The sequence below is a fragment of the Microcella sp. genome (assembly GCF_051860105.1).
GTDB lineage: Bacteria > Actinomycetota > Actinomycetes > Actinomycetales > Microbacteriaceae > Microcella.
Genome location: NZ_JBHYEO010000002.1, coordinates 76550 through 100364, shown reverse-complemented (window position 1 = coordinate 100364; position 23815 = coordinate 76550). Strand labels below are relative to the sequence as shown.

Sequence of the window (23815 nt, the reverse complement as noted above, 5' to 3'; positions counted from 1 at the left end):
GGCAGAATCCTAGGCGAACGGGCACGGTGACGAACTCAGGCGACCGAGCTGTAGGCGACGATGCCACGGCGGATCGCGTCGAGCGAGCTGCGGGCGGTGCGCCCCACCTGACCATCGGCCACGATCGAGATCTGGTCGAGCAGGTCGATCGTCTGCTTCGTCCAGCGCACGAAGTCGCCGGCGGCGAGATCGGCGTCGCGCAGCACCGTGTCGAGCGACCCGCCCGCAGCCCAGCGCTGCATCGGGAGGGCGAGGGTCGTGGCGAGGGGCTCGCTGCCTGGCAACCGGTGCTCGCGCTCGAGGTCGTCGAGCCGCGCCCAGAGCTCCTGGGTTCGTTCGAGCGCGGGGCGGAAGGCTCCGCGCGGCAGGGCGTACTCCGGCGCCTGCCCGTCGTCGCGTCGCGCTTCGAAGACGATCGCGCTCGCCATCGCGGCGAGCGCGGGTGCATCGAGATCGCGCCAGAGCCCACGGCGCAGGCTCTCGGCGACGAGGAGGTCGCGTTCGCCGTAGATGCGCCGCAGAGAGCGACCGTGCGTCGTGAGACCGAGACGACCGTGCTCGTCGGTCTCGAGGTACTGCAGCTCGGCCAGGATGTCAGTGATGCGGTCGAAGACCGCCGCGACCGCCCCCGTGCGACCGGTGATCTGCCGGCTGACCTTCTCGGTCTCGCGCTTCAGGCGGTACCAGCGCTCCGCCCATCGCGCGTGCGCCTCGCGGTCGGCGCATCCGTGGCACGGGTGCTTGCGCATGCGGGTGCGCACGCCCTCGATCTGCTTCTGCCGCCGCATCTTGTCGGCCTTCTCGCCCGGCTCCCCCACCCGTCGCGTTCCGCGCTCGAGGTCGCTGAGCTCGCGTCGCAGCGCGGCGTACTGCTCGTAGTCACCGAGGTGGCAGGTCATGGCGCGCGCGTATCCGTCGAGAGCTTCCTGGTTCTTGCGCACCGTCCGGGCGAGGTCGACGACCGCCCGGTCGGCCTGGAACTGCGCAAAGCTCGACTCGAGCACCTCGCGCGTGCGCTCACGGCCGAACTGCTCGATGAGGTTGACAGCCATGTTGTAGGTGGGCCGGAAGCTCGAGTTCAACGGGTAGGTGCGGCGCGAGGCGAGAGAAGCGACCGCCTGCGGGTCGAGCCCGCCCGTCCACTGGATGACCGAGTGACCCTCGGTGTCGATGCCGCGCCGCCCGGCACGGCCGGTGAGCTGCGTGTACTCACCGGGCGTGATCGGAACACGCGCTTCGCCGTTGAACTTCTCGAGCTTCTCGAGCACGACGGTGCGCGCGGGCATGTTAATGCCGAGGGCGAGCGTCTCGGTCGCGAAGACGACGCGCAGCAGCTTCTTCTGGAAGAGCTCTTCCACGACCTCCTTGAAGGCCGGAAGCAGCCCCGCGTGGTGCGCGGCGACACCCCTCTGCAGGCCGTCGAGCCACTCCCAGTAGCCGAGCACGGCGAGGTCGTCGTCGCGCAGGGTGCGGCAGCGCTCCTCGACGATGAGGCGGATCTCCTCCCGCTCGGCGGCATCCGTCAGGCGGATGCCCGACCGCACCAGCTGAGTGACCGCGGCGTCGCAACCCGCCCGACTGAAGATGAAGAAGATCGCGGGCAGCAGGTTGCGGGCCCCGAGCATCCCGACGATCTCGGCGCGATCGGCGCGCCCCTCCCCTGCTGGCCGCTTCTCCCAGCGCCGCGGGTGGTGCTGGCGACCGCGGTGCGGCGTGTGCCCACCGGCCTTCGCGAGCTGCACGAGCTCGGGGTTGACGCGGTTGGTCGCCGCCTTGCCCGACGAGTCGAACAGGTCGAGCAGCTTCGAGCGCACGAGCACGTGCTGCTCGAGGGGCACGGGGCGCGTCTCGCTCACGATGACATCGGTGTCGCCGCGCACGGCCTGCAGCCAGTCTCCGAACTCTTCCGCGTTCGACACGGTCGCGCTGAGCGAGATCATGCGCACGTGGGCCGGGAGGTGGATGATGACCTCCTCCCACACGGCCCCGCGGAACCGGTCGGCGAGATAGTGCACCTCATCCATGACGACGAAGGCGAGGTCGGTGAGCAGATCGGAGTCGGCGTAGAGCATGTTGCGCAGCACCTCGGTGGTCATGACCACGATGCGGGCACGCGCATTGATGTTGGTGTCGCCGGTCAGCAGACCGACCTCGCTGTGGCCGTACTGGGCCACGAGCTCGGTGTACTTCTGATTGCTGAGCGCCTTCATCGGCGCCGTGTAGAAGATCTTCGCCGTCGGCTCGAACATGGCCAGGAAGACGGCGAACTCGGCGACGATCGTCTTGCCGGCGCCGGTCGGAGCCGCGACGAGCACGCTGCGACCCTGCTCGAGGGCCGCGCAAGCGGCGTGCTGGAACGGGTCGAGCTCGATCGTCAGGCCGTCGCGGAAGGCGCGCAACCGCGGCAACGAGCGGAGTTCGCGCTGAGCCGCGTACCGCTCGGCAGGGCTGGGGCCGGTGTCGTCGCGGGCGAGGTCAGTCATCGACGCGGATGCCGTACTCGGCGTTGAGCGCCGCCTCGCGTTTGGCGACCCGCTTGTCGTTGACGGAGGCGATGCCGGCCGCCCCGAAGTAGAGCCCCACCATGGGGATGGCGAGCATGACCATCGAGAGAACATCGGCCGCAGGGGTCGCGATGGCGGTGAACGCCGTGATGCCCAGGATCGCCCAGCGCCAGGCTTTCAGGATTCCGGCTCCGGTGATCACGCGGGCCAGGTTGAGCGCCACGAGCACGACCGGGAAGAGGAAGCCCACGCCGATGGCGAGGATGAACTTGATCGCGAAGTCGAGGTAGATGCGCGCGCTGAGCAGAGTGGCCGATTCGCCGAAGGCGAAGCTCGTGAGCAGGATGACGATGTTCGGGAACACGAACCAGGCGGCGAGGCATCCGCCCACGAACAGCGGCACGGCCGCGGCGATGAAGCCGACCGCGAACTTCTTCTCGCGCTGGTGGAGGGCCGGCACGATGAACGCCCACAGCTGGTACAGCCAGATGGGCGACGACGCCACGATGCCGATGAGGAACATGATGAGCAGGCGTGTGTCGAAGGCCTCGCCGATCGTCGTGTATGCGAGCGTCGCGTCGCGATCTTGCGATTCGGCCACCGCCAGCACCGGGGCGCTGAGCGCCGCCCAGACGTAGTCGACGGCCCACCAGGCCGGGATCGAGAACGCGACGATCGCGACCGCGGAGATCGTGATGCGCTTGCGCAGTTCGACGAGGTGCTGCCCGAGGGACATGCGGCCCTCGGGATTCCGGGGCCGCGGTTCGCGGCCGGCCACGGACTACTTCGTCGAGGAGGAGTCGGTGCTGTCGGCCTTCGGAGCGGTGCCCGCCTCCGTGCCCGACTCGCCATCGACGTCCTTGTTCTTGATCTCCTTCTTGAAGATCGTCATCGACTGGCCGAGGCTGCGGGCGAGCTGGGGCAGCTTGGGCGCGGCGAAGAGCAGGATGACCACGAGCAGCAGGATGAGGCCAGTCCAGCCTCCGAGATTTGCCGGCATTGTCGCTACGTCCTTACGTCTACAGGTGCGGTGCTGGTGAGTCTAGCGCGGTCGGCTCGGCGCTTCCCGCGTTCACAGCCCCTGCTCGGCACCGCCGTGCGTCGGGCTCAGACCGCGTCGTCGGCCGCGAGAGCCGCCCGGGCCCAGTCGGCCACGGCGGCGCGCGCGCTCGCGGGCTCGACGATCTCGACGGCTCCGGCCAGGCGGGCGGCGATGCGGCCCAGGAGCCCTGAGTGGGCGATGCGGAGCGTCACCGTCGCGCGCTCCCCCTCGATGCTCAGCGGGTCATCGGGGCCCCGGTAATCGGCGATGAGCGGCAGAGCGGCCACCGGCATGCAGAGCGTCACGCGCTCGTCGCCCGACGCGCCCGCGAAGAGATCGTCGGTCGAGGACTCCGTCTCGTGCGTCTCGGCATCGCCGAGCAGCTCGATGCTCGCCATGCGGTCGAGCAGGAAGGTGCGCTCCGCGTCGCGCGTGAGGCACCAGCCGCGCAGGTACCAGGCGTCGTCGACGCCGTCGAAGCTCATCGGATCGACCTCGCGCACCTGCCGTTCGCCCCGCGTCGTCACGTAGTCGATGCGCACCCGCCGCCACGTCGAGACCGCCTCGACGAGCGTGGCCTGGATGCTGGCCAGCTCACCCGCACGCACCGCGAGCGGCGTCGGCGTGCCGGTGGCTCCGCGCGCGAGCTTGGCCATCAGCTCGACGATGTCGACCCGGGCCGCGAACTCGGGCCGGGCCGCGACGCGCTGGAGTCCCGCGAGCAGCGCGGCGGCCTCGCGCGACGAGAACCGGGGCTTGTCCTCCATCGGAGCGGCCCGGAAACGGATGATGCCGCGCTCGTCGAAGTCGTCCCAGTCGATGTCGAAGAGCGTCTCGTGCGTATAGGTGCCGTCTGCGCCGGGCGTTCCGCTCATCGCGATGAGCATGACGGCCTTGCGCATCTCATCGGCGGTCGTGCCGAAGTGCTTCGCCGCCTCATCCACCGTGACGCGCACCTGGTCGATCAGGTAGGGCACGAGCGCGAGGAGGAAGGCGAGCTTGTCTTGCGCCTTCGGGGGTGCGGGCCGCTCAGCCATGCGTCTGCACCACCCTCTGCCACCGCGCGCGCACGGCGTCGCGCAGCGCGGCGGGTGCCAGCACCTGCACGTCGGCGCCGAACGCCGCGAGCTCGTCGGCGAGGATATCGAGGTCGGTGGCATGCACCTGCAGCCCCTCCGCGGCCTCCACCGTGCCCGGGCGGTTGCGCATGACCACCTCGGCCTCGCTGCCCGGGCGCACGCGCACCGTGGCCGCGGTCGAGCGCCAGAGTGCGGCGAGCTCGTCGAGCACGCGGGCCGGCTCGTCGGCCGCCGGGAGCGTCGAGGCCGGAGAGCCCGAGAGCACGACGGGGCCGACGATGCGGCGAAGGAGGAAGGTGCGGCGGGCATCTACCCCGTCATCGAACGCGTGCAGATGCCAGCGGCCCTCATGGAAGACGAGGGCGAGGGGCGAGACGGTGCGGTGCTCGGCCCCGGTCTGCCCCGGCTTGAGGTAGGGGAAGGTCACCTGCTGGCCGCGCTCGATGGCGGCCGTGAGCGGCTCGTGGGCGGCATCACGCGTGCGGATTCTCGGGGCGAACCCGATCACGGCATCATCGATGCGCACGCCGAGCGACTGCAGCTTGGTGAGCGCACGCCGCGAATCGGTCGACAGCGAGCCCTCCCGCCAGACCTGGGCCGCGAGCGTCAGCATCGCGTACTCCTCAGGGCTGAAGACGATGTCGTCGGGAAGCTGGTAGCGCGCGGGAGGGATGCGGTAGCGCTGCAGCTTCGTGTCGCCGTCGGCGCCCGGAGCATCGACGGTCTCGAGGGGCACGCCGAGCTCGCGCAGCTCCTCTTTGTCGCGCTCGAACTGGCGCTCGAGGTTGGCGCGATCGGCCGCGTTGTCGTACCGCGCGGCGTAGCCGGTCACCGTCGAGAGGATCTCGGCCTTCGTGAGGCCCTGCTCGGTCGCGAGCAGGGCCAGCACGAGGCTGAACAGGCGCTCCTCGACCGGTACCCGCCGTGGCGACGAGGGCATGGGGCCTTAGCCCTCGATGCCGAGGATGTCGACGACGAACACCATCGTCGAGCCGTCGGGGATGGTGGCGGGAGCCTGGCCGGCCGGGTAGCCGAGCTCGGGCGGGATCACGACGATGACCTGCGAGCCGACCGTGCGGCCGACGAGCCCGTCGGCGAGGCCGGGCACGATGCCGTTCGGGTCGTTCTCGAAGCTCGTGATCGTGAAGGTCGCGGGCGCACCGCGGTCCCAGCTGGAATCGAAGATCGTCTTCGTGCTCCACAGCAGGCCCGTGTAGTGCAGCACCACCCGGTCGCCCTCCTCGATCTCGGCGCCCTGACCGAGCACGAGCGTGTGCGAGCGCAGCTCGGTCGGCGGCTCCTCGTCGGGGATCGTCACGCCGGGCTGGCCGTTCGGCGCGGTGACGACGGCCGGGATGCCCGAGGCACCCAGTTGCGGGATTCCCGTCGCACGGCCCAGGTAGGCGGCCTGCACGTCGAGCACCATGACGATCGCGTCATCGTCGGCGAGCCCCAGGGATGGGTCGAGCGCGCCCGCACCGAAGACGTCTTCGATCGTGCCCGTGACAGCGATGCGCGAGTCGACCTGGGCGCACTGGAGGGCCTCGGCCAGCAGGTCGATCTCGCTGCCCGCCGTGCGACGCAACGGCGCTTCATCGTCGGAGTAGGCGCTCGCGGTGATCAGCTCACCGTCGTCGCCGTTGAACAGGCTCACCTGGAAGTCGACGATCTGGCCCGCCGCGATCGGCTGGCCCTCGCCGGCGTCGATCACGGCCTGCTGAGTGCCGTCGGTCGTCAGCGGGGTCGGGAATTCGACCTCGGGCTGCGAGCCGAACGCGCCGGTCGCCTCGACATATCCGGCCGAATCGCCGGTCGGCACGACGGGCACGCATTCACCCGCACCGACGGGGCTCGAGCAGGCGGCGAGAGAGCCGATGAGGGCGCTCGTCAGAACAAGGGCGGAGGCGGTGCGCACAGAGCGTCGGGGGGTCGCAATCACACTCGTCACTCTATCGGGCGGCGCGCCGACTTCTCGGCGAGCGCCTGCGCCTCGCGGGCGGCCTTGCGCAGGCGCTTGTCGCTCGCCTGCCGATCGCCGATCGCCCCGGGCGTCCAGATCTCGACATCCTCGTCGCCGAACTCGGTCTTCGACCCGCGCTTGGCCTTCACGAACCGGCCCGCCCCGTCGGCGAGCCGTCGGGCGGTGAGCAGGAAGCCCGTGTGCGCGACCATCCGGTGGTCGGGCCGCACCGAGAGGCCGTCGACGTTCCAGCCCCGCACCATGGTCTCGGTCGAGACGGGCTCGGTGAAGGTCTCGGTGTTCCGGATGGCCTCCGCCACCCGCGACAGCTGCGTGGCCGTGGCGACGTACACGAGCAGCACTCCCCCGGGCGTGAGCGCCTCGGCGACCGCGTCGAGGCACTCCCAGGGCGCGAGCATGTCGAGCACGGCGCGGTCGGCGGTGCCGGTCGCGACGACCGTCGGCAGAGCATCCTGCAGATCGCCCAGAGTGATCGTCCAGTTGTCGGGCCGTGCGCCGATGTAGGCGCTCACGTTGCCCTCGGCGATCTGCGCGAACTCCTCGCGGCGCTCGAACGAGAACAGGTGACCGCGCTCGCCGATGGCGCGCAGCAGCCACATGCTCAGGGCTCCCGAACCGACACCGGCTTCGATGACGCGCGCGCCCGGGAAGATGTCGGCCTGCGCGAGGATCTGCGCGGCATCTTTCGGATAGATGATGGCGGCACCGCGCGGCATCGACATGACGAAGTCGGTCAGCAGCGGGCGGAGGGCGAGGTAGGCGACACCCTGCGAGTTCTCGACGACGCTGCCGTCGGGCAGGCCGATGAGCACCTCGTGCTGCAGCACTCCCCGGTGGCTGTGGAAGGCGTTGCCCGCCTCGAGGGTGATCGTGTTGAGACGGCCCTTGGGGTCGGTCAGCTGCACCTGGTCACCCTCGACGAAGGGGCCGCTCTGACGGCGGATCACGACGCGGCCCCCGTCGCACGGTGATGGTGCCGTTCGAGGGCGGCGCTCAGGTCGGCGACCGTGCGGCCGGCGAGGGTCGGCCAGAGCTCGTGCGTCGGCCCTTCGTGCAGCGTCAGGTGCAGCGGCACGCCGATCGTGGCGGCGCCCGAGGCCACTGCCGAGACGAGCCCGAACTCGCTGTCTTCGATGGCGACGCAGTCGCCGATCTCCACGCCGAGCCGCTCAGCGGCGAGCAGGTACGGCTGCGGGTGCGGTTTGGGGTGCTCGACGTCGTCGCCCGCGATGACGACATCGAAGACGTCGTCGCCGATCGCGCCCGCGATCTGCAGCGCCATGCGCCGGATCGACATCGTCACGAGGGCGATGGGGATGCCCGCCGCGCGCAGCTCGGCGATCAGTTCGCGCGCCCCGGGGCGCCAGGGCACGTCGTCGTCGACCTGCAGCATGACGCGGTCGGTGAGCGTGCTGATGATCTCGTCGACCTCGAGCGCCACACCCGCCTGCTGCAAGATACGGGCCGACTGCACCAGGCCGGAGCCGACGAGCTGCATGCCCTGGGCCTCGGTCCAGGTGCCGCCGTGCTCGGCGACCAGCTCGGTCTCGGCGCGCATCCAGTAGGGCTCGGTGTCGACGATGGTGCCGTCCATGTCCCAGAGAACGGCGGCAGGAGTCGGAGCGGTCACGACGCACGAGTCTAGTTGCGTTCTATCCTGGGGCGACCCCTCGGCACCGGCCGCGGGCGTCAGGAAGGTGCATCGGTGACGCAGAGCGATCTGTTCCGCAGCGGGCGGCTGCTCGTCGTCGCCTTCGAGGGCTGGAACGACGCGGGCGAGGCCGCGAGCGGCGCCGTGCGCGCCCTGAAAGAGGTGCTCGACGTCGTGCCCATCGCCGACATCGACCCCGAGGACTACTACGACTTTCAGCTCAACCGCCCCCACGTCGAGTTCGACGACGACGGCAAGCGGCGCCTGCGCTGGCCGGGCGTCACGCTCTACGGCCCGGCGGGCGACGACGGGATGCCCCGCACGCGCTCGGCGAGCGACGACCCCATCGGGGTGAGCGGGCGCAACCACGAGAACATCTACCTGCTGCTGGGCACCGAGCCCTCGCGCGGCTGGAAGACCTTCGCGACCGAGACGATCGACCAGGCGCTCACGGCCGACATCACCGGCGTGATCTTTCTCGGGGCCCTGCTCGCCGACGTGCCGCACACGCGCCCCATCGCCATCCACAGCTCGAGCGAGAACCCCGACGTGCGCGACGAGCTCGGCGTCGAGCGCAGCAGCTACGAGGGGCCCGTCGGCATTCTCAGCGTGATCGCGACGATGGCCGAAGAGGCCGGGATTCCGACGGTGTCGCTGTGGGCATCCGTGCCCCACTACGTGCACAACGCGCCCTCTCCCAAGGCGACGCTCGCCCTGCTCGACAAGCTCGAGGAGCTCGTCGACGTCGTCATCCCCCGCGGCGACCTGCTCGACGAGGCGCGCGAGTGGGAGGAGGGCATCGACGCCCTCGCGAACGACGACGACGAGATGCGCTCATACATCGACCAGCTCGAGCGCGCGCGCGACGCCGTCGAGGCGCCCGAGGCGAGCGGCGAGGCGATCGCGCAGGAGTTCGAGCGCTACCTGCGCAAGCGCGACGACGACGCCCCGGGCGACGGGCCCGGCGCGGGCTGAGGACTGTTCGACTGTCCGCTCGGCCCGGTGTTTTGACGAGAATCTCGGCGTGTTGCCCGCTCCGTCCGGCGTGTCGCCCTGAACTTCCGGTGTGAGCGACACGTCACCGAGCCGCGCCGGACGGCGCCGATCTCCACAACTCAGGAGTGGCGGCACCATGCCGGCCGCGACACGCCGGTGGAGCATCCGGAAGCCGTGCACGACCGCACAATCTCCTGAATTGTGGAGATGAACGGATGCTCGCGCGGGGCTGTGCGCGGGCACGAGCCGCGCTACAGCGGGTCGAGCACGCCCGTCGAGAGCAGGATCAGCAGGGTCGTGCCGAGCAGCAGCCGGTAGATCACGAAGGGCAGGAACGAGCGCTTCGAGATGTAGGCCATGAGTCCGGCGATCACGGCGAGGCCCACCCCGAAGGCGACGACCGTGGCGGCCGCGATCTCGAGGCCGCTGAACGGGCTGGACCCGGGTTCGCGAATGGCCGTGACGAGCTCGTAGAGCCCGCTTCCGAAGACCGCGGGCACCGCGAGCAGGAAGGCGTAGCGCGCCGCCGCGGGGCGCGTGTAGCCGAGCGCGAGACCCATCGTCGTCGTGGCGCCCGAGCGCGAGACGCCGGGGATGAGCGCGAGCATCTGCGCCGCACCGTAGGCGAGGCCGTGCGGGTAGGTGAGGTCGGTGAGCTCGCGCGTGCGCCTGCCCAGCCAGTCGGCGAGGCCGAGCAGGATTCCGAACACGATGAGCACGATCGCGACGATCCAGAGCGAGCGGAAGCTCGAGCGGATGTACTCCTGCGCGAAATAGCCCACGAGCACGATCGGCACCGTGCCGATGATGATGAGCCAGCCCATGCGCACATCGGGGTCGTCGCGCGGGATGCCCCGCTCGCCCCCCTCGGAGTGTGCGCCGCCGCGGGGCCCGAACGAGCGGAACCATCTGCCGATGATGCGCGTGATGTCTTTCCAGAAGTAGAGCAGCACGGCGAGCTCGGTGCCGATCTGCGTGATCGCCGTGAAGGTCGCGCCGGGGTCGGTCGCGCTCGGCAGGAACTCGCCGACGATGCGCAGGTGCGCGCTCGACGAGATCGGCAGAAACTCGGTGAGGCCCTGGATGAGGCCGAGGAAGAGCGCTTCGAGCAGAGACACGCGGGGCCGATCTAGTAGCGGGTGAGCAGGTCGGTGAGCGCGCGATGCCCGAAGTCGAGCGCATCAAGCGGCACGCGCTCGTCGACGCCGTGGAACATGGCCGGGAAGTCGAGCTCGGGCGTCAGTTTGAGGGGTGCGAAGCCGTAACCCGTGATGCCCAGCAGGCTCAGGGCCTTGTTGTCGGTGCCGCCGCTCAGCAGGTAGGGCAGCACCTCGGCGCCGGGGTCGTGGCGCTGGAGCGTCGCGACCATCTCATCGACGAGCGGACCGCTGAACGGGTTCTCGAGGCCGAGGTCGCGGTGCATGACGACGACCTCGATGTCGTCGCCGACGAGGCGCTGCACCTCGGCGAGCACGGCGTCCTCCTCCCCTGGCAGGGCGCGGATGTCGATGAGCGCCTCGGCCCGGTCGGGAATCACGTTGTGCTTGTAGCCCGCCTGCAGCAGGGTCGGGTTGGTCGTCGTGCGCACGGTCGCGGTGAGGAAGCCCGCGGCGGTGCCCGAGCGCAGCAGCAGCTCGTCGGGGCCGATCTGCTCGGCATCAGCATCCAGCAGCCGGGCCAGCTCGGCGAGCAACTGCCGCGTCGTGTCGGTGAGGTGCAGCGGCCACTGCTGCCGGCCGAGGGCGACGACGGCCTCGGCGAGCTTCGTCACGGCGTTATTAGTGATGACGCGCGAGCCGTGCGCGGCCGTGCCGCGCGCGACGAGCTTGATCCAAACGAGGGCCTTCTCGCCCGTCTGCAGCAGGTACGCGCGGCGCCCGGCGAGCTCGACCGAGTACCCGCCGACCTCGCTGATCGCTTCGGTCGCGCCGGCGAAAAGCTGCGGATGCTCGGTCACGACGTGGTGCGAGCCGAACACTCCCCCGTTCTCCTCATCGGAGAAGAACGCGACGACGAGGTCGCGGTTCGGGCCGCCGGTCTCGATCGTCTGCCGCAGTGCGGTCAGCATCATGGCGTCCATGTTCTTCATGTCGACGGCGCCGCGCCCCCACAGCATCCCGTCGCGGATCTCGCCCGCGAAGGGGTCGACGCTCCAGTTCGCTGCATCGGCGGGCACGACGTCGAGGTGGCCGTGCACGACGAGGGCGGGGCGCTCGCCGCGGCTGCTCTCGACAGGATGCTCGTACCGGCCCTCGACGCGCGCGATCACGCTCGTGCGCCCGGGTGCGGCGTCGATCAGCACGGGCTCGAGTCCCATGTCGCGCAGCTCGGCCTCGACGTAGTGGGCGGCCTCGGTCTCGCCGTTGCTGCGGCCCTCGCCGTAGTTCGTGGTGTCGAAGCGAATGAGGTCGCGGGCGATACGGGCGGTGCTGCCGAGTCGGTCGAACGCAGAATCCTGGGGCATGCCGTCAACGCTACCGGCCCCACCGCACCGGTGACGCGGTGCGCGGAAGGGCACGCGGCATCCGTGCTAATGTCGTCTCCGGTCGCGACGCCTCCGGGCGGAACGATCACAACCAGCGCGGGTGGCGGAAATGGCAGACGCGCTAGCTTGAGGTGCTAGTGCCCGAAAGGGCGTGGGGGTTCAAGTCCCCCCTCGCGCACGGACCCTGTGTGCGTCGAAGAACTGGTTGAGACAGTGCGGCACACGTGCCGTGAACGGCCCCGAGGCGAGAGCCCGGGGCCGTTCGTCATGTCGGCTGTCGTGCGGCCGACGCTCAGCGTGCACTTAGCGATTGCCGACAGGGTTGAAAGCATGGACGACTGTCACCATACGAGCCGTTGATGGGCGATATCGCGCTCACCATCGGGCTCATCGCCCTGTTCATCGCGATCGGCGGCGTGTTCGCCGCAGCCGAGATCGCTCTCGTCTCGCTGCGCGAATCGCAACTGGTCACGCTCGAGAAGCGCAGCGCCCGCGGGGCGCGCGTCGCCGCGCTCGCGCGCGACCCCAACACCTTCTTGGCTGCGGTTCAGATTGGCGTGACCCTCTCCGGCTTCCTCTCCGCGGCGTACGGCGCCACGGCGCTCGCGCCCTACCTGACGCCGACGTTGGTGGCCGGCGGCATCGCTGAGCCGGTGGCCGCCGCGATCTCGATCATCACGATGACGCTCATCGTGGCCTATGCCTCGCTGGTCTTCGGCGAGCTGGCGCCGAAGCGGCTCGCCCTGCAGCGCGCCGAGTCGTTCGCCCTCATTGTCGCGCCCGTGTTGGCCGGATTCGCGGTCGCGGTCAAGCCGCTGGTGTGGTTGCTCGCCGCGTCGAGCAACCTCGTCGTGCGACTGTTCGGCGGCGACCCGCACCAGCGGGCAGAGCAGATGAGCGACGACGAGCTGCGTGAGCTCGTCGACGCCCACGACGGGCTCGGGGACGAAGAGCGCGAGATCGTCGGCGACGTGCTGCACGCCGCCGACCGCACGCTCGCCGAGGTCATGCGCCATCGCGCCGACATGGTCGCGGTGCGCGGCGATCTCACGCTCGACGAGGCCCGGCAATGGGCGCGCGAGCAGCCGTATTCGCGCTACCCCGTGCTGCACGGCGGGTTCGACGGGATCACGACCTTCGTGCACGTGCGCGACCTCGCGTGGGCGCCGGAAGGCGCCGACCTCGCGAGCATTGAGCGCCCGCTCGCGGCCCTTCCGTCGACCGCGCGCATCCTGCCGACACTCACGCGCATGCGCCGCGACGGCGACCACATCGCCCTCGTCGTCGACGAGTACGGCGGCGTCGATGGCATCGTCACGCTCGAAGACATCGTCGAAGAGCTCATCGGCGAGGTCTACGACGAATACGACGAGACCGACGCGCTCACCGACGGAGCCATCGACGCGACCGTGCTCGTGCTCGGGTCGCTCACGATCGAGGAGTTCGCCGACCGCACGGGCGTCGTCGTCCACGACGGACCCTACGAGACCATCGCGGGATACGTGGTCGACCGGCTGGGGCGCATGCCGAACGACGGCGATGCGGTCGAGACCGCGGAGGCGCGGCTGGTCGTGCGCGGGGTCGAGCGACGACGCATCGTGCAGGTCGAGGTCGAGCGGCTCGAGCCGGCGATCGACTGATCGCGCCTACATCGCGGCGGTCGGCTCGGCCTTCTCGGTCGCGAGCTGCTGCAGGCGACGCTCGCGGTTGGCGAGGAACAGCGGGAAGGTGAACGCGATCGCCGTGAGCCCCGAGAACACGATGTACGCCCACAGGTGCCGCATGCCCAGCCGGCGCCCCTCGATGACGATGAGGGCGCACGCGGCGACTGCCATGATGAGCAGGTCCATCGTGAGCGAGCCGACGGCCGGGCCGCTACCGAACCAGTCGCCGAAGAAGTCGCGACGCTCGATGATGGCGATGACGTTGTAGGTCCAGGTGCCGATGAGGCCGGCGATGGCGAGAACGAGGAACACGATGGCGCGAGGATTCCAGTGACGGGTCATGGGGACATTGTGCCCGCGGCCGCTGATCTCGACGCGCTGGAATCCCGCACGGCGTTTCGGGAGTGGGGCGCTCGGTCTCCCGGGCAGCGGGCCGACCCCCGCCGGTTCGGGATGCTCGTCGCGGCCCTCGGGCTCGATGCCGAGCATCCCGCCCCCGCGCTCGGGGTTGTCGGGTCGAAGGGCAAGGGCACCACGGTCGCGTTTGCCTCGGCGCTGCTGGCCGAGACGGGGCTGCGGGTCGGCACGGTCTTCAGCCCGGGGCTCGTGAGCAATCGCGATCGGCTGCGCGTCGACGGCGCCGTGCTTCCGCTCGACGACTACGTCGCGCTGCTCGAGCGGGTCGACGCGGCTCTGCGCACGCTGCCGGCGCCCGACGCGGGCTACATCGGGCCCAGCGGGTTCTTCCTCGCCGCGGGGCTCGCCCACTTCGCGGCGACCGGGTGCGAGGCTCTCGTGCTCGAGGCGGGCATCGGCGGGCGGCGCGACGACCTCGGGCGCGTCGGGCTGGTCGGCCTCGCGATGGCGCAGGTCTTTCTCGAGCACACCGACCTGCTCGGGCCGACCATCGCCGCGATCGCCGACGACAAGGTCGGCGCCGCGCGGCCCGGAACCCGGTTCGTGAGCTACCTCGCGCAGAGCGAGGAAGCCGAGGCGGTCATCCGTCAGCACGCCGACGACATCGGCGCTGAGCGGATGCGCATTGACGAGACCGCCCGCGCACCGTACGCGGGCGCGGTCGTCGAGGGACTCACGGGCATGAACGCCGCACACGGCATGATCGCTGCGCGGAGGCTCCTGGTCGAGCTCGGGCGGCCGGACGCGACGACCGAGCAGGTGCGCGCCGCGGCGGCGCGCGTGCACTACCCCGGGCGACTGTCGCGGCACGAGCGTGACGGCTCGACAGTGTTCGTCGACTCGGCTGTCAGCCGCGACGGCTTCGAGAACGCCCTCGCGCACGTCGAGCGCGAGACGGGCGCGCCGCCCGCGCTCACCCTCGTCTCGGTGCCGCGCGAGAAAGATCTCGCCGGGTTCCGCGCTGTGGCATCGACCCTCTCGGGTCGCGTCGTGTTCGTCGCGATCGAGCGCGTGCACCTGCACTACCCCCAGCGCGACGAGTGGCCCGGCGAATGGGCGACCGCCGCCGACCTGCCCGCCCTGCTGCGCAGCGCGCCCGTCGTGCTCGCGATTGGCACCGCGAGTTTCTCGGCCGAGGTGCTGCGGCACTGCGACGTCGACACCGACCGCGTCTTCTGAGACTGGAGCCCCCCATGCCCTCCCCCGCCCCCTTCGGCCTGCTGCTCGACGTCGACGGCCCCATCGCGAGCCCGATCGAGCGCCGCATCGTGATCGACTCGATCGTGAGCGACCTGCTGACGCTCGCCGCGGCGGGCATCCCGATCGCGTTCATCACGGGCCGCAGCGACGCGTTCATGCGCGAGCAGGTCGTGGCGCGGCTGGTGGCCGGCGGTCTGGATGCTCGCGCGCACGTCTTCGGCGTCTTCGAGAAGGGCGGCTGCTGGGCGCCGGTGACTCCGCGGGGGCTCCGCGAGCTCGAGATCGACACCGTCGTCGCGGTTCCGGATGCGCTGCGCACCGCTGTGGACTCGCTCGCGCGCGAGCACTACGCCGACACGATGTTCGTCGACGAGGCCAAGCACGTGATGATCTCGCTCGAGCAGCGCACCGACGTCGCGGCGGCAGATTTCGCCGAGGCGCAGGCGCGGTGCGTGGTCGAGATCGCGCACCTGATGGACGTTCTTGAGGTGGGGCCGGGGTTCCGCATCGATCCGACGATCATCTCGATCGACGTCGAGTCGGCGATGCTCGACAAAGACCTGGGTGCGGCTCGCGCGCTCGACTGGTTCGCGGCCCACGGGGTGTCGGCCGAGCGGTGGTGGTCGGTCGGCGACTCGCGCACGGACTACCTGATGGCCGACGCGGTGCATGCGCGGGGCATCCCCGTGGCGCACGTCGACGTTCGGCCCGGCGATGGCATGCTCGAGCGGCCCTACGACGTCGTGGTCGAGAGCGAACTGATTCACGACGCGGCGGGCGCGGCGTTCCTGCGGCGGAGGGTCGCCGAGCTCGACTGAGTTCTCGCCTCCCGGGAACCGATCGGGCGATGCCGGACACTACAGGGTATGAGCATCCCTCCGGCCGGTGACGATCGCGACGACTGGTCGCAGGCCCAACGCGGAATCGGCGAGGGGTTCGGGCGCATCTTCGATCGGCATCGCGATCGTGTGTACCGGCACGTCCTCAGGCTCGTGCCGGTTGCCGCCGATGCCGATGACGCCGTGGCGATCGTCTTCCTCGAGGCGTGGAGACGACGCGATGATGCCCGTCTCGTCGACGGTTCGTTACTGCCGTGGCTGCTCGTGACGGCGACGAAGATCACGCAGAACCTGCAGCGCAGTGCCCGCCGTCATCGCGCGTTGCTCGCGAAGCTGCCGCCCGAGGAGCATACGTTCGATCACGCCGACCACCTCGATGACGGGCCGGCGAGCGCCGCCCTGCGCGAGCTGCCGCTCCCCGACCGCCACGTCATCACCCTCTGCGTGCTCGAAGGCCTCACCGATCGCGAGGCGGCGCTCGTGCTCGACCTGCCGGTCGGCACGGTGAAATCTCGCCTTTCGCGGGCCAAGCGCCGCCTTGCCGCCCACGTCTCTCCCTCTTCTGCACCGCTGACTCGATTGGAAGAAGCAGCTCATGACGCATGACACCAGTTCTGACCTTCCCTCCCGCTCCGCCGCCTTACGCACGGAGCTCGTCGCTCAGGTCGCCGAGAGCGTGACGGTCCGACGGGCGCCCGCTGGCCGAGTCGCCGTCGCCGCCGTGCTGGCCTTCGCGCTCGCCGGAGCGACGACAGGCGGTGCGGTCGCAGCGAATGGCGTTCTTGCGTCTGCCTCGAGCGTCGAACTTTCGATGGACGAGATGTTGATGGTGTCGTTCCCCGGCACGCAGTTCTTCGGCACCCCGCTGATCATCACGGGTTCGGGAGCGACCACCGTCGACCTCGGGCCGAGGCCCGACGGAGCCACGGCACTTGCGCTCCGGGTGGGGTGTATCGATGCTGGCCGGTACGACGTTGCGATCGATGGTGTTGACGATAGTTGGGTGCAATGCAGCGAAATGGATGTCGCATCCGGTCCCTCGGTGGCTGGTTTCAGTAACCAGTACGACGTGACGGAGACGGTACCGCAGAGCCTGACTGTGCGGGGAGCAGCGGAGGATCGCTATGTGATGTGGGTGTCGTGGTCTGCGCCGCCCACGACCCCGATCTCGTCGCAAGCGCAGCGTGACGCTCTTGCTGACGGCGTGGTGACGCGCGAGGAGTACGTCGCTGGCCTCGACCGCTACATCGCCTGCATGGAGGAGAACGGGTGGTCGGTCGCTGTCATTGACCGCGAGGCTGAGGTCATCGGCTACCGCATCCAGGCGATCGCGGGTATGGATGACGCAAAATGCTACGCCGCGGAGTTCTACGAGCTCGATATGGGCTGGCAGATCTCGCGGGAGTAGTCACGCCCGCTGTTCGCGACACGCCGAGCGAATGTCGGTGCAGGTTGCCATATTCGAACGTATGTTCGATCATGGAGAGATGCCCGCTCTTGCGCTCTCCCCCGTTGTCGACCCCGTCGTCGACTCCCGCGGCCCGCGCATCGAGGCGGTCGAGACCGTGCAGGCTCTGCAGGCCCGCATCGACGCGCTGCAGCGCACGCGGCTCGACTCGCGGCTCATGCCCACGCACGAGGCGCTCGCCGACCTGCTGCCCGACGGCGGGCTGCGCGAGGGCGCGACCTACGCGCTGAGCCCTTCGAGCGCCCTCGTCATGGCGCTGCTCGTCGGCCCCTCGCAAGCGGGCTCGTGGTGCGGCGTCGTCGGCATGCCCGAGTTCGGCATCGAGGCCGCCGAGGCCATGGGCATCGACCTCGACCGGCTCGTGCTCGTGCCGCACCCGGGTGACGCCTGGCTGACGGTCACGGCCTCGATCGCGGATGCGCTTGGCATCGTCGTCGTGCGCCCCGGGCGGGCGGCGAGCGACGGCGCGATCGCGAAGCTCGCCGGGCGGCTGCGCGAGCGCGGCTCGACCCTGCTCGTGCTCGGCCCGTGGCCCCAGGCCGAGGCCATGATCAGCCTCACCGAGAGCCGCTGGTCGGGCCTGGGCGATGGCCACGGCTACCTGAGCGAGCGCGAGGTGACGATCACCGTGAGCGCGAAGCGCGGCGGCCGGCCCCGCAGCGGGCGCGTGATGATGCCGGATGCCGAGCTGGGCATCCGTCGCCTCGATCGCGACGCGGCCGTCACCGCACTGAGGCGGGTCGGCTGATGCAGCGCACGCTCGTGCTGTGGGTGCCCGACTGGCCCGTCATCGCGGCTGTGCGCGACGGGTTCGCTGCGGCGGGTGCACCGATCGCCGTCATGGCGGCAAACCGGGTCGTCGCGTGCTCCCCCGCCGCCCGCGCCGAGGGGGTGCGGGCAGGCCAGCGGCGGCGCGAGGCCCAGTCGCTGTGCACGAGCCTCGTCGTCGTGCCGTTCGACGACGGCCGCGACCACCGGCTGTTCGCCCCGCTCATCGACGTCGTCGAAGGGCTCGTCGCGGGCGTGCAGGTCGTGCGGCCCGGCCTGCTCGCGCTCGCGGCGCGCGGGCCCGCCCGCTACTACGGCGGCGAGAAGGCCGCCGCCCTCGCGCTGCGCGGGGCCGTGCTCGACGATGACATGGTCGACACGCGCATCGGCATCGCCGACGGGCCCTTCGCGGCCGAGCTCGCCGCGCGCACCGTGGCGCCCGACCAGGCTGTCCAAATCGTGCCGAGCGGAGCATCCGGCCCCTTCCTCGCCCCCTTCGCGGTCACGACGCTCGGCGACCCCGACCTCGCGACGCTGCTCGGGCGGCTCGGGGTGCGCACGCTCGGCGACTTCGCCGCGCTGCCCGCCGAGGCCGTGCGCGACCGCTTCGGTGCGGCCGGGGCCCACCGGCACGCCCTCGCCGGTGCCTCCGATGCGACCCCTCTCGTCCCCCGCACTCCCCCGCCCGACCTCGAACGCGTGCTCGAGCTCGAACCGCCGCTCGACCGCATCGACCAGCTCGCCTTCGCCGTGCGGCAGCTCGCCGACGAGCTCGTCGAGACCCTCACTGGGCGGCTGCTCGTCGCCACCGCGATTCGCATCGGCTTCCGCGACGAGCACGGCACCGAGACCGAGCGGGCCTGGCTGCACCCGCGGTCGTTCCGCGCGAGCGAGATCGTCGACCGCGTGCGCTGGCAGCTCAGCGGCGAGACGCGCACCGCCGGCACACTGGGCTCTCACAGAGCGCCCGACGCCGACCGCGGCCCCGGGCTGCGCTCGGCCATCACGCGCGTGCGCATCGTGCCCGAGAGCGTCGACGACCTCGCCCACCACGAGCCCGGCCTGTGGGGCAGCGCGCCCGACGAGCGCGTGCACCACGCTCTCTCGCGCGTGCAGAGCCTGCTCGGGCACGAGGCCGTGCTCACCGCTCAGCGCACGGGCGGCCGCACGCTCGCCGAACGTTCCGTGCTCGTGCCGTGGGGCGACCGCGCCGTCATCACCCGACCCGTCGAGCGGCCGTGGCCCGGCGCCCTGCCGCAGCCCGCGCCCGCCACCGTATTCCCCTCGCGGCATGCGGTCACGGTCGTCGACGCGCTGGGTGCTCCGGTCGGCATCGACGACCGGATGCGGCTCTCCGCACCCCCCGCCGGGTTCGCCCCGGCCGCGGGCGGCGCCACACGGCCCGTGACCTCGTGGGCGGGGCCGTGGCCGCTCGACGAGCAGTGGTGGAGCATCCGTCGCCGCCGACTGCACCGGCTGCAGGTCGTCGACGCCGCGGGAATCGCCTGGCTGCTCGTGCTCGAGGGCAGCAGCTGGTGGGCTGAGGCGCGCTATGACTGAGCAGGTACGGTCACGGCGCGTAGTGGTATCGGCACTGCGCGATGCGGATCTCATCACCCACGAGCTTGTAGATCAGCCGATGCTCGTCGGTGATGCGGCGCGACCAGTAGCCCTGAAAGCCGTGCTTGAGCGCTTCGGGCTTACCGAGCCCACCGTTTCCGTTGCGCGCGATGTCTTTCAGCAGCGCGTTGATTCGCAACACGATCTTGCGGTCGTTCGCCTGCCAGAAGAGGTAGTCCTCCCATGCGGCGCGTGACCAGACGAGCGTCACTCGCTCAGCTCGTGCGGCTCACCTCTGCCCGCCTCGAGCTCGTCGATCGCGCCGAGCAGACGTCGCGCGTTCTCGGGGCTCCGCAGCAGGTAAGCGGTCTCTTTCAACGACTCGTAGTCGTCGAGGGCCACCATGACCACGGGGTCTTTTCCGGCGCGCGTGATGACGATCTCTTCGCGGTCGTCGAGCACCGCGTCGAGGGCTGCTGCGTAGTTGGCTCGCGATTCCGAGTAACTCATGGTCTTCATTCTGGCCTCCGTACAGAAAATTGTACGCGAGTTCTCCCCAGGGTGCACGATCGACCAGCCGCGGAGCCGCGCTGATGGCCGGCTGGCACAACCCGCCCATTCCGTGGAGCGAGTTCGAACGAAACCTGCGCGAGGGCTCACGCCCCGGCTCGAGCCCGCCGCTCGGCGGCGACGCGGGCGACTCCCCCGCGTGGTCACAGAAGCGCGCGCCGTACCAGCGGCGCGGACTCGAGCAGCCCGACCCCGCCACCGTCGTGCCCTACGCCGAACTGCACGCACACTCCAGCTTCAGCTTCCTCGACGGCGCCTCGAGCCCCGAAGAGCTGCTGGAGGAGGCCGCGCGCCTGGGGCTCACCGGCCTCGCGATGACCGACCACGACGGCTTCTACGGCGTCGTGCGCATGGCCGAAGCGGCCGAGCCGTACGGCATCACGACCGTGTTCGGCGCCGAGCTCTCGCTCGACCTCACCGGCCCGCAGCAGGGCGTGCCCGACCCCGAGGGCACGCACCTTCTCGTGCTCGCGCGCGGGCAGGCCGGCTATCACCGCCTCGCCGCCGCGATCACCGACGCGCAGCTTGCGGGCGCCGAGAAGGGCCGCCCGGTCTACGACCTCGACGTGCTCGCCGAGCACGCGGGCCGCGGGGGCGACACGACGAGCGGCGACCACTGGATGATCCTCACCGGTTGCCGCAAGGGCGCCGTGCGGTCGGCGCTGGAAGGACGAGACACGAGACGAGCGGGCAACGACGGCGCGTCGTCGGATGGCATCGCCCGCGCGCGGCCGACGCGCGCCCACGTCGCCGCGGCGGGCGCCGAGCTCGACGCCCTCGTCGATCGGTTCGGAGCATCCAATGTCTGCATTGAGCTGTTCGATCACGGTCGTCCGCTCGACACCGTGCACAACGACGTGCTCGCCGCCCTCGCCGCCGAGCGCGGGCTGCCGGTCGTCGCGACGGGCGCCGTGCATTACGCGACCCCGGCGCGGTACCCGCTCGCCACCGCGTTCGCCTCCCTGCGCGCGCGCCGCAGCCTCGACGACATGCAGGGCTGGCTGCCCGCGGCCGGCACCGCGCACCTGCGCAGCGGTGCCGAGATGCAGCGGCTGTTCGCCCGGTACCCGGGGGCCGTGGCGCGCAGCGTTGCGCTCGCGACCGAGCTTGGGTTCTCACTCCGGCAGGCCAAGCCGCACCTGCCGAAGCAGCAGGTGCCGCCCGGCCACACCCCGATGAGCTGGTTGCGCGAACTCGTCTGGGCGGCCGTGCCGCGCAAGTATCCCGAGGCGAGCGAAGCCGACCGCGCCCGCATCGCGCGCGAGCTCGACGTCATCGAGGCCAAAGACTTCCCCGGCTACTTCCTCATCGTGCACGACATCGTGCAATATGCCCGCGGCCGCGGAATCCTCTGCCAGGGTCGCGGCTCGGCCGCGAATTCGGCCGTCTGCTACCTGCTCGACATCACCGCGGTCGACTCGATCGGCTACCAGTTGCCCTTCGAGCGGTTCCTCTCTGCCCTGCGCGATGAAGAGCCCGACATCGACGTCGACTTCGACTCCGATCGACGGGAGGAGGTCATCCAGTACGTCTTCGAGAAGTACGGCCGCCGCAACGCCGCGCAGGTCGCGAACGTCATCTCGTACCGGCCCAAGAACGCCGTGCGCGACATGGCGCGGGCGCTCGGCTACTCCACGGGCCAGCAGGATGCCTGGAGCCGTCAGGTCGAGCGCTGGGGCGCCGTGCTCTCGAGCGACGACCACGACATTCCCGAACCCGTCGTCGACCTCGCGCAGCAGGTGCTCACCTACCCTCGGCATCTCGGCATCCACTCGGGCGGCATGGTGCTCACCGACCGGCCCGTCGGCGAGATCGTGCCCATCGAGCACGCCCGCATGGAGAAGCGCACGGTGCTGCAGTGGGACAAAGACGACTGCGCCTGGATGGGCCTCGTCAAGTTCGACCTGCTGGGCCTGGGCATGCTCGCCGCCCTGCAGTACTCGTTCGACCTGATGCGCGATCACCTGGGCGAGCAGTGGGAGCTCGCGACCCTGCCGAAAGAAGAGCAGGCGACCTACGACATGCTGTGCCGCGCCGACTCGATCGGCGTCTTCCAGGTCGAGAGCCGCGCGCAGATGGGCCTCTTGCCACGCCTGCAACCGCGAAAGTTCTACGACCTCGTCGTGCAGATCGCGCTCGTGCGTCCCGGGCCCATTCAGGGCGGGGCCGTGCACCCCTTCGTGCGGCGCAAGCTCGGGCACGAGCCCATCACCTACGACCACCCCAAGCTCAGGGCTCCGCTCGAGCGCACGCTCGGCATCCCGATCTTCCAAGAGCAGCTCATGCAGGTGGCGATGGCGGTCGGCGGCTGCACGGGCGACGACGCCGACCTGCTGCGCCGCGCCATGGGCAGCAAGCGCGGCCTCGAGCGCATCGAGTCGCTGCGCGAGACGCTCTACGCGGGCATGGCGGGCAACGGCATCACCGGCCAGCTCGCCGACGAGATCTACGGGCGTATTCAGGCCTTCGCCAACTTCGGCTTCGCCGAGAGCCACTCGATCAGCTTCGCGCTGCTGGTCTACGCGAGCTCGTGGATCAAGCTGCACTACCCCGGCGTCTTCCTCGCCTCGCTGCTGCGTGCCCAGCCGATGGGCTTCTACTCGCCTGCCAGTCTCACGGCCGACGCCGAACGCCACGGCGTCGAGGTGCGCACCCCGTGCATCCTGCGCTCGGGAGTCGAGGCGGGGCTCGAGCGCCTCGATCTGGTCGTCGCGTCAGCGCACGAACCCGTGGCTCCGGATGCCCGCCGCGCGCACCCCACGGGGCTCGAGCAGTGCATCCACCGCCAGCAGCCGCCCGTGCCCGAGTTCGAGCCCGCGTCGAGCAACGGCGACCTCGCCGACTGCGCGCTGCACCGCCGCGACGGCGAGCTCGCGGTGCGGCTCGGGCTCGCCGAGGTCGGCGGGATCGGTCGGCCGACGGCCCAGCGCATCGTCGCCGAGCGCGAGCGGGGCGGCCCGTACCGCGACCTCACCGAGCTCGTCTACCGCACCGGGCTCACGGCCGCCCAGGTCGAAGCCCTCGCGACCGCCGGCGCCTTCGACGTGCTCGGCCTCTCGCGGCGCGAGGCGCTGTGGGCGGCAGGCGCGGCGGCGCAGGCGCGGCCCGAGTACCTGCCGGGGGTCGTGACGGCCGTGCAGCCGCCGCTGTTCACCGACCTCGACGAGTACGAGCTGATGGTCGCCAACCTCGTGTCGACGGGCATCGCACCGGGCGACCACCCCGTGCGCTTCGTGCGGGGGCTGCTGCGCGAGCGCGGGGTGCTGAGCGCGCGCGAGCTGCGTAGTGCCGAGCCGGGCCGTCGTGTCGAAGTGGCCGGCGTCGTGACGCACCGCCAGCGCCCCGCGACCGCGAGCGGCATCACCTTCCTCAACCTGGAGGACGAGACCGGCCTCGTCAACGTGATCTGCTCGGTCGGGCTGTGGGGCCGCTACCGCCGCACAGTGCGTGAGAGCCGCGCCCTCATCGTGCGCGGCACCCTCGAGCGCTCGGCCGAGGGCGTCATCACCATCGTCGCCGACCGTGTCGAGTCGCTGCCCCTGCGCGTGACGATGCCGAGCCGCGACTTCCGGTAGCGCGGGCCTACTGTGA

The 23815-nt window shown here is 70.7% G+C and carries 22 protein-coding genes and 1 tRNA gene; 10 read left to right on the top strand and 13 right to left on the bottom strand.

Going from position 1 to position 23815, the window contains the following annotated elements:
• Positions 1-35: 35 nt before the first annotated feature.
• The 8 genes from ACTIE9_RS01570 to ACTIE9_RS01535 all read right to left on the bottom strand — a co-directional run bounded on the left by ACTIE9_RS01570 (position 36) and on the right by ACTIE9_RS01535 (position 8236).
• Entirely contained in the window at positions 36-2483 is a 2448-nt protein-coding gene (locus tag ACTIE9_RS01570; protein ID WP_439563822.1) for a DEAD/DEAH box helicase, read from the bottom strand.
• Complete coding sequence (gene tatC / locus ACTIE9_RS01565) at positions 2476-3240, bottom strand: twin-arginine translocase subunit TatC (protein ID WP_439563821.1); 765 nt, start codon at positions 3238-3240, stop codon at positions 2476-2478. Before tatC ends, ACTIE9_RS01570 begins: the two co-directional genes overlap by 8 nt.
• Positions 3241-3285: 45 nt before the next feature.
• On the bottom strand, positions 3286-3504 hold the full coding sequence (locus tag ACTIE9_RS01560) for a twin-arginine translocase TatA/TatE family subunit (protein WP_439563820.1): 219 nt from the start codon (positions 3502-3504) through the stop codon (positions 3286-3288).
• Positions 3505-3611: 107 nt separating this feature from the next.
• The gene (locus tag ACTIE9_RS01555; RefSeq protein ID WP_439563819.1) at positions 3612-4583 is read right to left on the bottom strand and encodes a helix-turn-helix transcriptional regulator; all 972 of its coding nucleotides are present in this window, start codon (positions 4581-4583) and stop codon (positions 3612-3614) included.
• Positions 4576-5565, bottom strand: a complete 990-nt coding sequence (locus ACTIE9_RS01550; RefSeq protein WP_439563818.1) for a helix-turn-helix transcriptional regulator — start codon at positions 5563-5565, stop codon at positions 4576-4578. Before ACTIE9_RS01550 ends, ACTIE9_RS01555 begins: the two co-directional genes overlap by 8 nt.
• A 6-nt stretch (positions 5566-5571) precedes the next feature.
• Complete coding sequence (locus ACTIE9_RS01545) at positions 5572-6564, bottom strand: FKBP-type peptidyl-prolyl cis-trans isomerase (RefSeq protein WP_439563817.1); 993 nt, start codon at positions 6562-6564, stop codon at positions 5572-5574.
• Positions 6565-6569: 5 nt separating this feature from the next.
• Positions 6570-7553: a tRNA (adenine-N1)-methyltransferase gene (locus tag ACTIE9_RS01540; RefSeq protein WP_439563816.1), complete on the bottom strand. Its 984-nt coding sequence runs from the start codon at positions 7551-7553 to the stop codon at positions 6570-6572.
• On the bottom strand, positions 7550-8236 hold the full coding sequence (locus ACTIE9_RS01535; protein ID WP_439563815.1) for an HAD family hydrolase: 687 nt from the start codon (positions 8234-8236) through the stop codon (positions 7550-7552). The genes ACTIE9_RS01540 and ACTIE9_RS01535 overlap by 4 nt, the downstream gene beginning before the upstream one ends.
• 75 nt (positions 8237-8311) lie before the next feature.
• On the opposite strand from ACTIE9_RS01535, the gene ACTIE9_RS01530 reads away from it, so the two are divergent.
• Positions 8312-9232 (top strand): PAC2 family protein, encoded by a 921-nt coding sequence (locus ACTIE9_RS01530; RefSeq protein WP_439563814.1) that lies wholly within the window; start codon positions 8312-8314, stop codon positions 9230-9232.
• Between the two features lie 272 nt (positions 9233-9504).
• Here ACTIE9_RS01530 and ACTIE9_RS01525 read toward each other — a convergent pair whose 3' ends face one another.
• On the bottom strand, positions 9505-10371 hold the full coding sequence (locus ACTIE9_RS01525) for an undecaprenyl-diphosphate phosphatase (RefSeq protein ID WP_439563813.1): 867 nt from the start codon (positions 10369-10371) through the stop codon (positions 9505-9507).
• An 11-nt stretch (positions 10372-10382) separates the two neighbouring features.
• The gene (locus ACTIE9_RS01520) at positions 10383-11717 is read right to left on the bottom strand and encodes a M20/M25/M40 family metallo-hydrolase (RefSeq protein WP_439563812.1); all 1335 of its coding nucleotides are present in this window, start codon (positions 11715-11717) and stop codon (positions 10383-10385) included.
• Between the two features lie 115 nt (positions 11718-11832).
• Between ACTIE9_RS01520 and ACTIE9_RS01515 the strand changes: the two genes are divergently transcribed.
• Positions 11833-11916 (top strand) — tRNA-Leu (locus ACTIE9_RS01515).
• Between the two features lie 181 nt (positions 11917-12097).
• Entirely contained in the window at positions 12098-13378 is a 1281-nt protein-coding gene (locus tag ACTIE9_RS01510) for a hemolysin family protein (protein ID WP_439563811.1), read from the top strand.
• A 6-nt stretch (positions 13379-13384) separates the two neighbouring features.
• Here ACTIE9_RS01510 and ACTIE9_RS01505 read toward each other — a convergent pair whose 3' ends face one another.
• A complete protein-coding gene (locus ACTIE9_RS01505) occupies positions 13385-13744 on the bottom strand; it encodes a DUF2834 domain-containing protein (protein WP_439563810.1) in 360 nt (119 codons plus the stop codon).
• On the opposite strand from ACTIE9_RS01505, the gene ACTIE9_RS01500 reads away from it, so the two are divergent.
• The 6 genes from ACTIE9_RS01500 (at position 13733) to ACTIE9_RS01475 (ending at position 19654) form a co-directional block, all read left to right on the top strand.
• Positions 13733-14998, top strand: coding sequence for a hypothetical protein (locus ACTIE9_RS01500; RefSeq protein ID WP_439563809.1), 1266 nt, complete (start codon positions 13733-13735; stop codon positions 14996-14998). The genes ACTIE9_RS01505 and ACTIE9_RS01500 overlap by 12 nt on opposite strands.
• 14 nt (positions 14999-15012) lie before the next feature.
• Positions 15013-15837 carry a hypothetical protein gene (locus ACTIE9_RS01495; RefSeq protein ID WP_439563808.1) on the top strand — a complete coding sequence of 275 codons (825 nt, stop codon included), beginning with the start codon at positions 15013-15015 and terminating at the stop codon, positions 15835-15837.
• A gap of 48 nt (positions 15838-15885) precedes the next feature.
• A complete protein-coding gene (locus ACTIE9_RS01490; protein ID WP_439563807.1) occupies positions 15886-16464 on the top strand; it encodes an RNA polymerase sigma factor in 579 nt (192 codons plus the stop codon).
• Positions 16454-17266, top strand: coding sequence for a hypothetical protein (locus tag ACTIE9_RS01485; protein WP_439563806.1), 813 nt, complete (start codon positions 16454-16456; stop codon positions 17264-17266). Before ACTIE9_RS01490 ends, ACTIE9_RS01485 begins: the two co-directional genes overlap by 11 nt.
• Positions 17267-17345: 79 nt before the next feature.
• Positions 17346-18074 (top strand): hypothetical protein, encoded by a 729-nt coding sequence (locus ACTIE9_RS01480; RefSeq protein ID WP_439563805.1) that lies wholly within the window; start codon positions 17346-17348, stop codon positions 18072-18074.
• Entirely contained in the window at positions 18074-19654 is a 1581-nt protein-coding gene (locus ACTIE9_RS01475; RefSeq protein ID WP_439563804.1) for a DNA polymerase Y family protein, read from the top strand. Before ACTIE9_RS01480 ends, ACTIE9_RS01475 begins: the two co-directional genes overlap by 1 nt.
• Positions 19655-19664: 10 nt before the next feature.
• On the opposite strand, the gene ACTIE9_RS01470 is transcribed toward ACTIE9_RS01475, so the two are convergent.
• Together ACTIE9_RS01470 and ACTIE9_RS01465 are read right to left on the bottom strand one after the other, a co-directional pair.
• Positions 19665-19925: a Txe/YoeB family addiction module toxin gene (locus ACTIE9_RS01470; protein ID WP_439563803.1), complete on the bottom strand. Its 261-nt coding sequence runs from the start codon at positions 19923-19925 to the stop codon at positions 19665-19667.
• Positions 19922-20164, bottom strand: a complete 243-nt coding sequence (locus ACTIE9_RS01465; RefSeq protein WP_439563802.1) for a type II toxin-antitoxin system Phd/YefM family antitoxin — start codon at positions 20162-20164, stop codon at positions 19922-19924. The genes ACTIE9_RS01470 and ACTIE9_RS01465 overlap by 4 nt, the downstream gene beginning before the upstream one ends.
• A gap of 83 nt (positions 20165-20247) precedes the next feature.
• Between ACTIE9_RS01465 and ACTIE9_RS01460 the strand changes: the two genes are divergently transcribed.
• Complete coding sequence (locus ACTIE9_RS01460) at positions 20248-23799, top strand: error-prone DNA polymerase (RefSeq protein ID WP_439563801.1); 3552 nt, start codon at positions 20248-20250, stop codon at positions 23797-23799.
• The last annotated feature ends 16 nt before the right edge of the window (positions 23800-23815 follow it).